Source organism: Novosphingobium sp. TCA1, assembly GCF_009811895.1.
Classification (GTDB): Bacteria; Pseudomonadota; Alphaproteobacteria; order Sphingomonadales; family Sphingomonadaceae; genus Novosphingobium; species Novosphingobium panipatense_A.
Map to the genome: position 1 here is coordinate 1 of NZ_BLJH01000040.1, position 12,781 is coordinate 12,781.

Genomic DNA, 12,781 nt, shown 5'->3' on the forward strand with positions numbered 1-12,781 from the left:
TCGTGCATCGGTGTAGCTGGATAAAATGGAGAAAATTGTTCGATGAAGTTGAAAAGTTGGCTTGGGCGCGCACAAGGTTTGTGGCGCGGCGAAGCGCTTTCAGGAATCAACCATTGGTATGGGGGCTTCGACAGGCTCAGCCTGAGCGGAAGAGGGGGCTTTGGGCCAGGAAGTGATTGCGGCAAGGCAGACTTGAGCGCTGAACGCCCAATCAGAAACGGGCGAAAACGGCCCTTACCGGGTTATAACTACACCCCGCTCAGGCTGAGCTTGTCGAAGCCCGCCCGCAACGTCGGACCATCAGCCTTTTGGCTTTCAACACCTGGATCTTGCGTTGTCGCGCTGAGGGCCGGGGATCCGTCAGCAGCGCTGCGTCCCGGGGGCTTCGACAAGCTCAGCCTGAGCGGGTGGGGAGGGCAGTTTTTGGATTGGATCCCGGTAAGATGGTCCGTTAGCTTTCTGCAAACGACTGAGCACAGCACTACGGCTTAAATGTCGGGGGAGCGGTCATCTACCCTCGTGGCGAGAACGGTAACTAGGGTGGGCAGCGGACACCGCACTCAGATCAGCCTGTCCGCCCTGCCTGCGCTGCAAGATCAAGCAAGATGCGACTACGACCCTGACCTATGGCGTGACGGTATTCATCGAAGGTGTAAATCTTCACCTCCTGCGGAATGGACAGTGATAGAGCCAACTCGAATGAAACGACCGCTTGATCATCGATTAGGACAACAATTAACTCGCTGTCATTGTCTGGAGTCTGAGCCAGTATATGGTAGGTCGACCCTCCGGGACGCAGTGTATCGATGATGGCGATCAAACGACGATGGCTTTCCTCGGTCTCAGGCTTGAGCCGAATACGTTCTACGTCGTATCGCTCGGTGAGCCGTTTGGACATCGGCAACTCTCCTTATCAACTATGAACGACGGCACGGTGGCAGCTCAGCACGCGAAGCTGATGGCAGCAATGTCGGCGGCTCCGAACAGGCCGCTTTCCGGTTAAAATCTCGAGAAGCTGCCATTCGGTTGAATGGCCAACTGCTCCAGGCACTCGATCTGCTCGCCTTCAGCGCCGGAAATTTGGGGGAAAGCGGTCGTCAGAAGCCGCTTTGCATACCCGCGCGGTAAGCGCGCCTGAGCTTGCTTCCACAGTTGATAAGAGCCACGCCGAGCATGGCAGAACCGAGCACCCAGCCCGTGATCACAACGGCGCTGGCACGTTCGTGTGCTGCAATCCAGGCGAGGCTTGGCAGCAATAGGCCGATCAGCAGCACAGCATATCCTATTGCGGCGATGACGTTACCGGCCTTCAACAAGCGCCGGTCCAACTGGTTCGATCCTGGCTCGCCCATTTGCACCTCCTGGTGTCACGATCGGCACTGTAACAGAACAAGCTGTCGTCAGCCACGTCGGCGCGACCGGGAAGGTCGCAATCGGCTGAAAAACAGCGCGATAGCGGCCCTTCCGGTCAGGTGTCCGCGGTACTCAAGGCGAAGGCGGGGTGACGCCGTGGCGGGTGAGGAAGGCGAAGATCGTGTCCCACACGTGCTTGCTGATCATCGGGCCCTTCACCGCGTGGGTGTAGCCGGGATAGAGCATCATCTCGAACGGCACGGCCTGGGCCTGGAGCTTCGAGATCAGCACGGTGCTGTTCTCGAACACCACGTTGTCGTCCGACATGCCGTGGATCAGCAGCAGCGGGTCGGTGATCTTCGCGGCGTTCTCGATCGCGTCGGAGGCCTTGTAGGCCTCGGGCACCTTGCGGGGGTCGCCCATGTAGCGTTCGGTGTAGTGGGTGTCGTAAAGCTCCCACTTCGTCACCGGCGCGCCGGAGATGCCCGCGGCGTAGAGGCCCTGGTCGGCTTGGAGCATCTTCAGCGTCATGTAGCCGCCGTAGGACCAGCCATAGGTGGCGATCTTCTTCGGATCCACGAAGTCCAGCGTCTTGAGGTACTCGGCCCCGGCGCGCTGGTCGGCCACTTCCACCGTGCCCATCGCCTGGTGGATCTGGCTTTCGAACTTCACGCCGCGATTGGGGCTGCCGCGGTTGTCGAGGCGGAAGTAGATGTAGCCCTTGTCGACGATGGCCTGGGGCAGGGCGCCCAGCCACTGGCGCGCCACCTGCTGGCTGTGCGGGCCGCCGTAGTGCTCGAAGAACACCGGATAGCGCTTGCCGGGCTCCATCTTCGGCGTGATCATCAGCCAGTGCAGGTCGCTGCCGTCCTCGGCCTTGACGGTGCCGTACGTAGGCGTGCGGTGCCCGGCGAGATAGGGCGCATAGGGATGCGCGGCGTCGAGGCGGTTTTCCTCCACCCAGGCGAGGCGCTTGCCCTCGGCATCGGCGACATAGCTCTGCGAGGGCTGGCTGGGCGAGCTGCGGGTGATCACCAGCGTGCGCCCGTCCTTGTTGGCCACGGCGGCATTGTACCAGCCCGTTTCGGTCAGGCGCTGCGGCGTGCCCGGCTTGGCGAGGTCCACGGCATAGAGCTGCGGCGACAGCACATCGTCCCTGGTGCCGGTGAACAGCACCCGGCCGCTGGCCTCGTCCACGGAAACAAGCCTGGTCACCGCCCACTGGCCCGAGGTGAGCTGGCGCCACTGGCCCTTGGCGAAGTGGTAGAGATGGCCGAATCCGTCGCGTTCCGACCACCAGATCAGGCTGCCGTCCTTGAGGAAGCGGTAGTTGCTCGACAGGTTGATCCAGCTGCCCTTGGCCGCCGTCTCGGTGAAGAGCACGCGGCTCTTGCCGGTATCGGGATCCACGGCCAGCATGTCGATCCGGCTCTGCGCGCGGTCCTGGCGCTGGACGTAGAGCGTCTTGCCGTCCCGCGCCCAGTTGACGCGGGCGACGTAGATGTCGGCGTCCCCGCCCAGATCGACCGCAACCTTGCCGCTGCCGTCGGGCTTCATCACGAAGAGCGAGACCAGCACATTGGGCGTTCCGGCGGAAGGATAGCGCTGTTCGTAAGTGCGCGTGCCCTCGGCGCCGATCGCGGCGCGGGTGACGACCTTGACCGGGGCCTCGTCATAGCGTTCCACCGCGATGCGGCTCTCGTCGGGCGACCACCAGTAGCCGGCCATGCGGTCCATCTCTTCCTGGGCGACGAATTCCGCTTCGCCCCAGTGGACCGTACGGCTTGCCTCTTCCGGCGTGATCGGCACTTGCGCGCCCTTTTCCAGCGAGCCCACCCAGAGCCGCTGCTCGCGCACGAAGGAAAGATACTTGCCGCCCGGACTGAGCGCGGAGTTCAGCTCGTCCTCGGGGGAATCGGTGAGGCGGCGCACCGATCCGTCCAGTCCGGCAAGGTAGAGATCGCCGTCGAGCGGGACGATGATCGAGCGGCCGTCCTCGCTCCAGTCATAGGCGACGATGCCCTTGAGATCGCCCACGCGCTTGCGTTCGCGCTGCATCTTTTCGGCTTCGGACAGTTCGCGGTTGGAACCCAGCTTCAGCGAATCCACCAGCATGCGCCATTCGCCGCTCTCGCGGTCGTAACCCCACAGGTCGTAGCGCTGGCGGTCTTCGCTGCGGTTGCGCAGCAGGGTGAGATAGCGCCCGTCCGGCGAAATCTTCACTTCGCGCGGCTGCGGCCCGTCGAGCGAGGGGCTGGCGAAGACGCGCTGGAAATCGAGAATTTGCGTTCCGGCCTGAGCTGAGGAGGAAGTGGCTTGCTGGGTCACGGGAGCGGCCTCTGCGGAGATGGAACTGGTGGAAACGGTGGCGCAGAGCGCGGCGAGCAGCGTTGAGAATCTGGACATTGCAGCGGTGACTAGCGGCAACGGCGGACGGCTTCAATCGGGCCGCTTCATTGTCGGTCTTCACCGGGTGGCGAAGCGTTCCTGCTGGGCGAGCGAGAATTCGATCGGCACCGAGACTTCGATCTCGTCGGGGCGCTCGGGCGGGATCGCGGGCAGGGGCGCGGCGCGGCGGACCATTTTCAGCGCCTCGCTGTCCAGCACCGCGAAGCCGGAGCCGCCGACGATCCGGGCGGAGAGCACCTCGCCCTTGCGGTTCATGCGAAACAGCAGTTGCACCACGCCCTGCTGGCGGCGGCTGAGCGCGCTGGCGGGATAGCGGCGCATCTCCTCGATCCGGGCGAGCAGCAGGCTTTCGAAACTGGTTTCGCCTTTGCGCGCGCGCTGCACGGGCGGAGGCGCCGTTTCGGCGGGCTCGATAGGGTGCGGCGTGACCGTGACCGGCGGCGCGGGCGGGGAAAGCGGGATCGGCGGGCGCAGGGCCAGCAAGGGCACGGGAAGCTCAGGGGCCGCGGGCAGGGGCGGGGCAGGTGCCTCGCGCGGCGGCAGGGCAGGCGCCGAGGGTTCGGCCTGTTTCCGGGGTTTTGCCAGCGGGGCCGTTTCCACCGCCTTGAGCGGCATCACCGTGATCGGCGGCGGGGGCGGGGCGAAACTGTCGAACCGCCACTGCCAGATGAGCGCCATCAACAGCAGTCCGTGAAACAGACAGGTCAGCGCGATGGCCAGACTTTTCCTGAATGCCGAAGGCCGTCCGGCAAAGTGCGACATGTCGCCCGTCCCTTTCGATGGCTAACGGGCAGGCCTATATTGTTAATGCGAATGATTTGCAAATCAAACGATTGTGGTTTCGACATGCCGACCCGCAAATGGCTGGAAGGCGCCGAAGCGGCATGCAAGGATCGAACTTTTCCGCGGGTTTGCGCCGTTTCCCTCGGGAAACATGTGGCCGTGCGTCAGGGCGCGGGCGGTTCCTCGCTCTCTTCCAGTTCGGCGATTTCGAAAGCAAAGCGCTTCCAGCCCCGCATCCGCACCGCGTCCTGGCTGGCGCCACGCTTCTTCTTCGCCTCGGCAAGCGAGCGGGTATGGCCCCAGAACACTTCCGTCTTGCCGTTCTCCAGCTCGGCGACGATGCGCCAATAATGCGTGAAGGAATCGGCGGTCGGCCCGATCGTCTTCACATAACCGTCCGGCATCCGCGCCGTCAGATATCGCTTCTTCTTCCTGCCCATCCGCGCGCGATAGCGCAGTCGCGCCGATCTTGCGACTGTCGGCGCTGGGGGAGAGACTGGATGGCCGAAACGGTCGCGGCTTTCGCCGGGATGACGGGGACGGGCTTGGCAAGGCGGGCGGGGGCGTGAATAAATTTGCGTTCGGGCAGGAATAGTCAGGCAACCGACAGGATGGACGCGCTTTGCCGATCAGCATGAAGGAAGATGATTCGCAGGTCAGGCATCTTGAGGCCCGGTTTCCCGCGCGGGGCCTTGCCGCCGCCCTGCTCGCATGCGCGGCGATCTGCGTGCCCGGCGCTGTCATGGCCGATCCGGCGCCGTTCGAACTGACCGGGCCGGACCTGCGCATCGAAGTCACGCGCGGGCAGGTAACGCTGCCGATCGCGCAAGTGCCGAGTCTGGCCGAGGGGGACAAGCTCTCCATCCATGCCGCCCTGCCCGACGACCAGGGTCTGAAGTTCCTGCTTACCTCCGCCTTCCTGCGCGGCGCCACCAATCCGCCACCGAAGGACTGGATCCAGACCGCCAGCACCTGGAAACAGAAGGAAAAGGATAAGGCGCTGTCGCTGACGGTGCCCAAGGGCGCGCGGCAGCTGGTGCTGCTGATGGTGCCCGAAACCGGCGGCGCCGAAGGGGTGCTGGAGGATGCGGTGCGGGGCAAGCCGGGGGAATTCGTGCGCGCCAGCCAGGATCTCAACCAGGCTTCGCTCGATCATTCGCGGCTGGCGGCTTTCATGGCGGCGATCCAGGCGCAGGATAACAGCGGGCCGGAATATCTGCGCACGCTGGCCCCGGTACTGGCGCGCAGCCTTTCGATCAAGCTCAACGACGAATGCCTGTCCAAGGTGGTGGAGATGCAGGCCTCCTGCCTGCTGGAGAACCGGGAATCGCTGGTGCTCAGCGACGTCCATTCCAGCTCTCTTGCCGATACGCTGACGGGAACGCCGACCGACCTGGCTTTGCAGCTGAGCGCCACGCGCGAGGCGGGCGGTGGTTATTACAGCGCCTATATCGGCGTGGCGCGGGATATCGCGCGGATCTTCGGGGCGTTCAACAACCCGCAGTTCAACTATCTGCCCACGCTTTCGCTGCGCAAGGACGCGCAGATGTCGCTGCTGCTCAATGCGGCGCCCTCGTTCCAGAAACCGAAATCGGTCATGGTCACCGCCCTGCCTGCGGTGGAAGCCGATATTCCGCCGCAGCTGCGCAGCACCGCCCGGGGGCCGGTCTGCATCGCCCGTCCCGGTGCGGTGCTGGGGGTGGAGGGCGCGCCGCTGGTCTATTCCACGGACTTCGCGCATGACGTGAAGGTCAAGCTTACCAATGGCGCGGGCCAGACCATGGACGTGCCGGTGGTCCCCCGCGCCGACCGGGGCGGCTATATGATCGGGCCGGAGGAACTGCCCAGCGCCTTCGCCGGATCGCTGCGCGCGCAGCTTCACGGGAGCTGGGGCTTCGCGCCGTTCACCGGCCCGGACTTCCTGCTGCAGCGGCCGGACGGCAATGCCTGGAAGGTCGTTGGCGATGCCGATGCGCTGGTGGCGGGCCGCGACAATACGGTCACGCTGGAAGGCGCCGCGCCCTCCTGCGTGGAAGACGTGCTGCTGCGGCAGGGCAGCGGCGCGCCGCGCCCACTGGAATGGAAAGTGCAGGATGGGCAGCGGCTGGCCTTCACCGTGCCGAAAGCGGCCGCCAATCCCGGCGAGATGCGCGTGGAACTGCGCTATCAGGGGGCCAAGGGCCCGGAAACCGTCACCCTGCGCGCCCGCGCCGAGGCGAGCCGGGTGGACGGGTTCGAGATCCATGCCGGAGACCGGCAGGGCGTCCTGACCGGGCAGCGGCTCGATCAGGTGCGCTCGCTGACTCTGGGCGAGACCGAATATTGGCCCGAGGGCCTGACCCGCGCGGATGCCGTCGATCGCCTGCGGCTCGCGGTGAAAGTGAAGGAGGGTGCCGATCCGGCCGCAATCGTCCCGCCGGAGCAGGGCGCTTCGGCCAAGGCCGTGGTCCGGCTGGCCGACGGCCGCACCGTGACCCTGCCCGTGGAAGTCGGCGCGCCCAGGCCGCAGGCCGCGCTGCTCGGCCGCACGATCTATCCGGGGCCGGTCGCGCCCGGCACCCGCGCGCTGGAACTGGGGTCAGGCGAACTGCTGCCCGACAACGGCGAACTGGTCTTCTCGGTAAAGGCGGCGCCCGGCGCGCGCTTCGACACGCGCGACATGATCGAGGTGGCCCGTGCCGACCCCGGCGCCGACAGCCCGGTGGCCGTGCGCCTTTCCGCAGGCAAGGGCCTGACCCTGGAAAGCCAGCAAGTCCTTGTCGCCCGGCTCAAGGCGGCGGACCTGCCCGCGGGCGCCTTTGGTCCGCTGCGCTTCCGGCTGGTCGGCGGAGACCTGACCGGAGACTGGACGCCGCTCACCACGCTCGCCCGGTTGCCGCGTATCGAAAACGTCTCCTGCAAGCCGGAAAGCGGTGCTGGCGGTGGGCCGGACTTGCCCTGCACCCTGTCCGGGCGCGATCTCTTCCTGATCGATGCGGTGGCGGCGGAGGCCTCATTTGCGCAGCCGGCGAAAGTCCCGCCGGGCTATACCGGCTCCAGCCTCGGCGTGCCCCGGCCGGTCGGCGGCAAGCTGCACTTGCGCCTGCGCGACGCGCCGGACAGTCCGGTCGTGCTGCCGGTATCGTAAAATCCCGCAATTCGCCCGTGCCTTCTCAATTTGTTATTCATTGCCGTCTAGGTTCCCCATGCGCGGGAATCGAGATTCCCGCATGAGCGAATGGGGCTAGGCAGCATCGACATGGACCGGGCCGAATGATCGAGCGGCAAATCGAACGCGGCGGCGCGAAGCGCTGCGCTGGGCCCGTTCCGGGGCTGGCCGTCGTCGTGACCGGCGTGGCTGCGCGCGCCGCGGAGGGAGCGCCGGGCTTCGACATTACCGGCGTCCTGGCCGAGGACGGTCCGTTCCCGCTCCCGAGCGTGAGCGGCATGGACGTTGCGATCGCGGTCAATCCGGCAGGCACGACGTTTCGGGGCGGCGTCCTAGGACAAGGCCGCGTCTATGAGGACAGGGTCGAAGTCGATCTCGTGCTGGGCGCGGAAGAGGCCCGGGGGCTCTGCGCGGGCCTGCTGTCAGGGCTGGAAACCGGCGCGCCTGCCCTGGAACTGCGGGGAGACGCGATTGCGGCAAGCCTGCTGCGGATCACCGCCTTCAACCGGTCCTGAAGGGATCGCTGGTCGTTTCCCGGCCCTCGAGATCTACCCGACCCGCCAGCCTGCGCCGCCAATGTGGTGAGCCGGGGGTTTCGATCAGGACGTCGTACCAGCCAAGGCTCTCGCGTAGCGAGATCGCGGCGTGGCGCTTCATCACGCTTTCCTGCGGCAAGGGCGTAGCGGTGCGCATCGAGTGCAGGCGCAGGCCTTCGACCTCGGCCTGAAGCTCCAGGCGGAAGGGGCTCAGGTGCCAGGACAAGCCGATGACCGGATCGTCGCGGCGACCGGCGAAATGGCGATGGAACCCGCCCGGCCCCAGGACCCACAAGTCGTAGCCGCCTTGGTCGTCCCAGTCCCACAGCCCATCGATTCGCTGGCCTTTCGCCACGGTATAGCGGCGCGGCGGCAGCGAGAGCGCGCTGCGATCGTAGACGTGGAATACCGCCGCCGCGCCGTCTGCGGCAAAGCGCAGGGCAGGGCCGCTGCTATCGATCCGTTCGGTCACTTCGAGCCGGTAGGGCAGCGCGCGCGATCGCCGGACGCCCGGCTCCTGCCCGAAAGCATGGGGCTCGGCCGGTGGTGCGGGGTCCGGCTGGCTAGCGATCTGGGCGGCCCGCAAGGCGTCCGCGCGCGGATCCGGCAAGGGACCGAAGGGGGCGCGGTCCGGGGCGCTGAAATCGAAGGCTGAGGTCAGGTCCCCGCAGACCGCCCGGCGCCAGGGGGAGATATTGGTCTCCTCGAACCCGAAGCGCGTTTCGAGGAAGCGGATCACCGAAGTGTGATCGAACACTTGCGAGTTGACCCATCCGCCCCGGCTCCAGGGCGAGACCACGTACATCGGCACGCGCGGGCCGAGGCCGTAGGGACGACCGCGCAGGCGGGGCTCGTCGATCTTTTTCTCTCCTGGGGCGGCATGGCGGTGGTATTCGCCCGCGGTATCCACGCCGGACGCGCCGAGAAGGCTGCCGTCCGCCGCGAAGGAGGGCGGGGCGGGCGGGGGGACATGGTCGAAGAAGCCGTCGTTTTCGTCGAACATCACCAAGAGCACGGTGCGCGCCCAGACGCGTGGGTCGGCCGTGAGCGCATCGAGCACTTGTGCGGTGTAGAGCGCACCTTGCGCCGGGCTGGACGGCCCCGGATGCTCGCTGCCCACGGCATCGGCGATGATCCAGCTGACTTGCGGCAGGGTGCCGCCCAGGACATCGCCGCGCAGCCGGTCCAGAGCCTGGGTGGTCAGCGCCCGCTCCCGGAGCGCGGGATCGCCTGCGCCCTGGTTCGCCTTGCGATAGGCGCGGAAGCCCACCAGTGGATTGTCGGTGAAGTTGTCCGCCATGTCCTGGTAGATGCGCCAGTCGATTCCGGCGGCCTGGAGGCGCTCGGGCACGGTGGTCCACAGATAGTCGTCGGCAGCGCCGCCCTGTTCGGGGAAATTGTCGTGCGAATTGCCGATCGCGGGGCCGCCGTGGGTGCCATGGGGATCGTTGGTGCCGCTCCACAGGAACAGGCGGTTGGAATTGGTGCCGGTCTGGATCGCGCAGTGGTAGGCGTCACAGATCGTGAAAGTCTCTGCCAGCGCGAACTGGAAGGGAATGTCCTCGCGCCGGTAATGGCCCATCGCGCGGCGGGTCTTGGCTTCGGGCCAGTTGCCCATGCGGCCCTGATCCCATGCGGCATGGGCATCGGGCCAGGTATGCGGCGTACCCGCGATGCGCATCACGTCGAACCGGGCCTGCGTGTCGAGGTGGAAGGGCGGGGTCAGGCGAGCCTTGCCGTGTTCTGCGCCGTCTTCCGCGCGGTCCTGCTGCTCCCAGGCCGCGCGCTGCCTGCCATCGACCGGCGCGAGCGGGATCGGGAAACGATCGCCGAAGCCGCGCACACCGCGCAGGGTGCCGAAGTAATGGTCGAAGCTGCGGTTCTCCTGCATCAGGATCACGACATGGGCGACGTCCTCGATGGTGCCCTTGCGCACGTCCGGGGCGATCATGGCCGCGCGGGCGATGGACGCGGGCAGGCCGGCCAGCGCGGCGGCGCCCAGCAGGGAACGTCGGGTGAGGTCGGCCATGGGAATCCTTCGGGAAACGGCGTATGCGCCGCACCCTTTCAGGCACGGCGCATGCGCGATTACATGTCGATTGTGGTGATCAGAAGTCCAGCGTCAGCGATGCGGTTACCGTGCGCGGCGCGCCGAGGAAGGCGGCACCGCCGCCGCCACCGCCAAGGTAGCGCTTGTCGGTGAGGTTGGTGGCCTGGATCGTCACCGAAGCGCCGCTCAGATGGTCGGACAGGCGGTCGAGATCCATGCCGATGTAGCCGTTGAGCAGCGCGTAGTGCGGGGCCACGTCGCCGCCGACGTCGTCGATGAACCGATCACCCACGTACTTGGCGGAAAGACCGGCCTTGAACACCGAGCGGCGATAGTCGGCCGAAAGCACCCACATGTTGCGCGGCGAGCTGCTGACCTGCACGCCCGGGGTGATGCCCACGTCCTCGTCCTGTTCGGCATTGCCGGTGCCGATGTAGACGGCGTGGTTGTAGCTGTAGGTGCCCGAAAGCGTCAGGCCCATCGGGAAGCGATAGGCCAGCGCGGCTTCCACGCCCTTGGAGCGGATGCCGCCGACGTTGAGGTAGACGCTGTCCTGCTCTTCCAGATAGTCGATGCCGGTCACCAGGTTCGACGAGATCGAGACGATGTGGTTGTCGAACTTGATGTCGTAGGCCGTGAGCGAGGCCTGGAGGCGCGGCGAGCTGTAGCGGGCGCCGATCTCGATGCTGTCGGCCGTCTCGGGCTTGATGCGGTCGATCACTTCCTGCGCCTCGCCCAACAGTCCGTTGCCGATCGAGGAGAAGTTCTGGGCATAGCCTGCGAACAGTTCCAGCCCCTCAAGCGGCGTGGTCCAGGTGAGGCCGGCCGAGATCAGCGGATCGGAATGCGAATTGCTGCGTGTGCGCGGCTCGTCGACGAGGCGTTCCTGGCGCTTCTGGTCGATGAAGTACTGCTTCAGGCCGAAGGCGGCGGTGAGATTGCCGAACTTCACCGAATCCTGCGCGTAGTAGACGAACTCATTGGTGTCGTAGTCGACGCTGAACTGCACCCAGTAGGGCTGGGCGTCGTAGGCGGTGCCCAGCAGCGGGTTCTTGATCTTGTGCCAGTCGCGCACCTGGTTGGCATCGATGTTCTCGTACCAGATACCGGCGCGCACGGTGTTGGTGAAGGCGCCGAAATCGTGCGTCCAGTCGGCGTCGGCGGTGAAGCCCGCGCGGTCGTTCTTGTAGTGCGTGTGGCGGTAGGACATGACCGCGGTGGCATCGTCGGCATAGCAGGTCGGCGAATAGGCGGCGGGAACCCCCGCCGTGCCGGTGCATCCCGCGATCATCGTGGCGGCGGCGCCGGTCGGCGTCACATAGTAGATCTGGCCGAGCGAGGATCCGCCGTAGACGGTGGAGCCGCCGGCATATTCGCTCTGGGTCGCGCCCGCGCCGTCGTTGGTCACGTCGACGATGTAGGGCGGCATCCAGTCACCCCGGCCGCGCATGCGGTGGTAGTAGCCGGTCAGCGCGATCTTCACTTCGCCGAGGTCGGCCTTGCCGCGCAAGTAGCCGAACAGGTTTTTGCGCAGCGCGCGCGAGCCGGAGCGGTAGTTCTGGTCGATATAGGGAAGGCCGGTCCAGGTATCGGTATAGACGTCGTGGTTCGGATCGTTCTCGAACGAGGCCACCGAGACCGAGCCGAATTCGGATTCGTCGGCATCGTCGTAGGAGAGGAAGCCGGTGAGATCGATGTTGGAGATCTTGCTGGTCAGCTTGGCGCTCAGGTGATCCCGGCTGGTCTTGCCCGCGCCGCCGATCCAGTCATGCGCCTTGGCATGCGAGGCGCTGATATAGGCCCGGGTGTCAGGTGCGATTTCGCCGGTATCGACGCGGGCGTAGAACTTCTGCGCGCCGAAGTCGCCCGCCGCGCCGGAAAGGCGGACGCGGAAATCGTCCTGCGGGTCCGAAGTCAGGTAGTTGAGCGTACCACCCAGCGCCTCGTTCGAGCGCGAGGAGATATCGGCGGTGCCCTGCGAGACTTCCACGGTCTTGAGGTCGAGCACGTCGATATAGCGGTTGGCCTTGGAGCCGCCGCCGTAGCCCGAACCGCCGTTGGGCAGGCCGTCGATGGTGGTGCCGATCTGGGTGAAGCCGCGGATCGAGATCTGCGTGGCCCAGTCGGACGAGCCGAAAGCGTCGCCTTCGGACACGAAGACGCCGGGCAGCTCGTTGATGACGTCGTTGACGCTGGTGAGGGCGGATTGACGCTCGATCATCTCGGGCGTCACGCGGGTATTGGCGAAGTGGGTGGCGGTGCCGGTGACGACGATGTCCTCGCTGCCGGTGGCGTCACCGGAGGCATCGCTCTCGGCACCCGCTTCGGCGGAACCTTCTGCCGCTGCGTCCGCCGCGACGGTCCTGAGCGCGGTATTGCCGCTCTGGGCCTGGGCATGCGTGGTCCCTGCCGCGATCGCGAGGATCGCGGTGCCGATCATCCAAGTCTTCATCTTTATTCCCCTGCGTGGCGCTCAGGCCAATGTCCGACCCGCCCGGCCGA

General features: G+C 66.2%; 9 protein-coding genes. 2 read left to right on the forward strand and 7 right to left on the reverse strand.

All coding sequences use genetic code 11. The features are described 5' to 3' along the window. Positions 1 to 565: 565 nt before the first annotated feature. The 5 genes from NTCA1_RS25045 to NTCA1_RS25065 form a co-directional block, all read right to left on the reverse strand. Positions 566 to 898, reverse strand: a complete 333-nt coding sequence (locus NTCA1_RS25045) for a hypothetical protein (protein ID WP_159832156.1) — start codon at positions 896 to 898, stop codon at positions 566 to 568. Between the two features lie 199 nt (positions 899 to 1,097). Continuing rightward, the gene (locus tag NTCA1_RS25050) at positions 1,098 to 1,352 is read right to left on the reverse strand and encodes a hypothetical protein (RefSeq protein ID WP_159832157.1); all 255 of its coding nucleotides are present in this window, start codon (positions 1,350 to 1,352) and stop codon (positions 1,098 to 1,100) included. 133 nt (positions 1,353 to 1,485) lie between these two features. Next, entirely contained in the window at positions 1,486 to 3,759 is a 2,274-nt protein-coding gene (locus NTCA1_RS25055) for a S9 family peptidase (RefSeq protein ID WP_159832158.1), read from the reverse strand. 60 nt (positions 3,760 to 3,819) lie between these two features. Next, positions 3,820 to 4,524 carry an energy transducer TonB gene (locus NTCA1_RS25060; protein WP_159832159.1) on the reverse strand — a complete coding sequence of 235 codons (705 nt, stop codon included), beginning with the start codon at positions 4,522 to 4,524 and terminating at the stop codon, positions 3,820 to 3,822. Positions 4,525 to 4,709: 185 nt separating this feature from the next. Then, positions 4,710 to 4,985: a hypothetical protein gene (locus tag NTCA1_RS25065; protein ID WP_159832160.1), complete on the reverse strand. Its 276-nt coding sequence runs from the start codon at positions 4,983 to 4,985 to the stop codon at positions 4,710 to 4,712. Between the two features lie 194 nt (positions 4,986 to 5,179). On the opposite strand from NTCA1_RS25065, the gene NTCA1_RS25070 reads away from it, so the two are divergent. Both NTCA1_RS25070 and NTCA1_RS25075 read left to right on the forward strand, forming a co-directional pair. Then, positions 5,180 to 7,672, forward strand: coding sequence for a hypothetical protein (locus NTCA1_RS25070; protein ID WP_236549570.1), 2,493 nt, complete (start codon positions 5,180 to 5,182; stop codon positions 7,670 to 7,672). A 125-nt stretch (positions 7,673 to 7,797) separates the two neighbouring features. Beyond that, positions 7,798 to 8,208, forward strand: a complete 411-nt coding sequence (locus tag NTCA1_RS25075; RefSeq protein ID WP_159832161.1) for a hypothetical protein — start codon at positions 7,798 to 7,800, stop codon at positions 8,206 to 8,208. Here the strand turns inward: NTCA1_RS25075 and NTCA1_RS25080 are convergent. Both NTCA1_RS25080 and NTCA1_RS25085 read right to left on the reverse strand, forming a co-directional pair. After that, positions 8,195 to 10,258 (reverse strand): phosphocholine-specific phospholipase C, encoded by a 2,064-nt coding sequence (locus tag NTCA1_RS25080; RefSeq protein WP_159832162.1) that lies wholly within the window; start codon positions 10,256 to 10,258, stop codon positions 8,195 to 8,197. The two genes, NTCA1_RS25075 and NTCA1_RS25080, sit on opposite strands and share 14 nt — an antisense overlap. A 79-nt stretch (positions 10,259 to 10,337) precedes the next feature. Then, positions 10,338 to 12,731: a TonB-dependent receptor gene (locus NTCA1_RS25085; RefSeq protein WP_201282598.1), complete on the reverse strand. Its 2,394-nt coding sequence runs from the start codon at positions 12,729 to 12,731 to the stop codon at positions 10,338 to 10,340. Between the last annotated feature and the right edge of the window lie 50 nt (positions 12,732 to 12,781).

Excerpts from the sequence above, each read along its gene's own strand:
- NTCA1_RS25050 (WP_159832157.1), bottom strand. The coding sequence starts at position 1,352 with ATGGGCGAGCCAGGATCGAACCAGTTGGACCGGCGCTTGTTGAAGGCC.
- NTCA1_RS25070 (WP_236549570.1), top strand. The coding sequence starts at position 5,180 with ATGAAGGAAGATGATTCGCAGGTCAGGCATCTTGAGGCCCGGTTTCCC.
- NTCA1_RS25065 (WP_159832160.1), bottom strand. The coding sequence starts at position 4,985 with ATGGGCAGGAAGAAGAAGCGATATCTGACGGCGCGGATGCCGGACGGT.
- NTCA1_RS25045 (WP_159832156.1), bottom strand. The coding sequence starts at position 898 with ATGTCCAAACGGCTCACCGAGCGATACGACGTAGAACGTATTCGGCTC.
- NTCA1_RS25055 (WP_159832158.1), bottom strand. The coding sequence starts at position 3,759 with ATGTCCAGATTCTCAACGCTGCTCGCCGCGCTCTGCGCCACCGTTTCC.
- NTCA1_RS25075 (WP_159832161.1), top strand. The coding sequence starts at position 7,798 with ATGATCGAGCGGCAAATCGAACGCGGCGGCGCGAAGCGCTGCGCTGGG.
- NTCA1_RS25080 (WP_159832162.1), bottom strand. The coding sequence starts at position 10,258 with ATGGCCGACCTCACCCGACGTTCCCTGCTGGGCGCCGCCGCGCTGGCC.
- NTCA1_RS25085 (WP_201282598.1), bottom strand. The coding sequence starts at position 12,731 with ATGAAGACTTGGATGATCGGCACCGCGATCCTCGCGATCGCGGCAGGG.
- NTCA1_RS25060 (WP_159832159.1), bottom strand. The coding sequence starts at position 4,524 with ATGTCGCACTTTGCCGGACGGCCTTCGGCATTCAGGAAAAGTCTGGCC.